Below are 903 nucleotides of genomic sequence, written 5' to 3'. Positions count from 1 at the left end.
TCAGAATTTATAAACACTGGTTTATTCACAAATGCCTCCATACTGCCTATTGGCAAAAGTTATTTTCTAAGATATGGGAGATAAATATATGCAAAAAGTGCAAGTGTCAACATAAAAATGTAAAAAGTGCATATTTATGCTGGATATGTTTTTTTAAAAAGTGCACTATCCACAATTTATGGAGATACAAAATGCAAATAGCGGAACAAGATTCTAATCTTTTAAAAGGGTTTTCTCAGAAAGAAAAGGAAACTATAACTTATCTTTTGATTGCCTTAAAAACTCAATATATAAAATCACAGACTTCTTGTTTTCTTCAGAAAGATCACGATAAAAATTCATAAATTCTTGATCAACATCATTGAAGAAATTGGGGGGGGGCTCGTTAAAAAACTCAGCTATTTTAACTAATTCCCCAATACTTATGCTTCTTGATTTTCCATTTTTGTAAGGATTAATCATTCTGCTTATAGTGGATTGATGGATTCCCAAGTAGGCGGCTAGTTCTATTTGAGCACCGTGTCCGCGCTCGTCTAATTTTTTTTCTAGCCATTGTTGGATACTTTTTTCAATATTGCTACTCATAATTTAAATATTATCCCTAAAAATACGTAAAATGCAAAAATGCGAAAGGTGCATTTTTTGTTGACATATGTAAAAAGTGCAATTATTTATTGTGCTGTTATGGAGATTACATATGCCTTCGAGATTAATTATAAAATATTTAGGTGGTTTCAAAACTGTAGCAACCATAGTGCAAAGAGATGTGTCATCTGTTTATAGATGGCGTGACATGCCAGCAAAACACCAGCAAAAAATTTTAGATTACGCACGTGATCATGGGATAGATTTGCGTCCAGAAGATTTTTTTTATCCCGAGCGCTTGCAGAGATTAATGCAAGA

General features: G+C 32.6%; 2 protein-coding genes. One reads left to right on the top strand and one right to left on the bottom strand.

Annotated features, from left to right (window positions below):
• Positions 1-252 precede the first annotated feature (252 nt).
• Positions 253-585, bottom strand: a complete 333-nt coding sequence (locus ACFIQE_RS10960) for a helix-turn-helix domain-containing protein (RefSeq protein ID WP_375612684.1) — start codon at positions 583-585, stop codon at positions 253-255.
• A 112-nt stretch (positions 586-697) separates the two neighbouring features.
• Between ACFIQE_RS10960 and ACFIQE_RS10955 the strand changes: the two genes are divergently transcribed.
• On the top strand, positions 698-903 hold a 206-nt coding region (locus tag ACFIQE_RS10955), incomplete at its 3' end, for a hypothetical protein (RefSeq protein WP_375612683.1).

This window comes from Bartonella sp. AA1HLJMS (assembly GCF_042197445.1).
In the GTDB taxonomy this organism is placed as follows: Bacteria; Pseudomonadota; Alphaproteobacteria; order Rhizobiales; family Rhizobiaceae; genus Bartonella.
This window is presented reverse-complemented; position numbering and strand designations above follow the sequence as displayed.

What these genes read in the sequence shown, in the direction of transcription:
- ACFIQE_RS10960 (WP_375612684.1), bottom strand. Translation starts at nt 585, where the DNA reads ATGAGTAGCAATATTGAAAAAAGTATCCAACAATGGCTAGAAAAAAAA.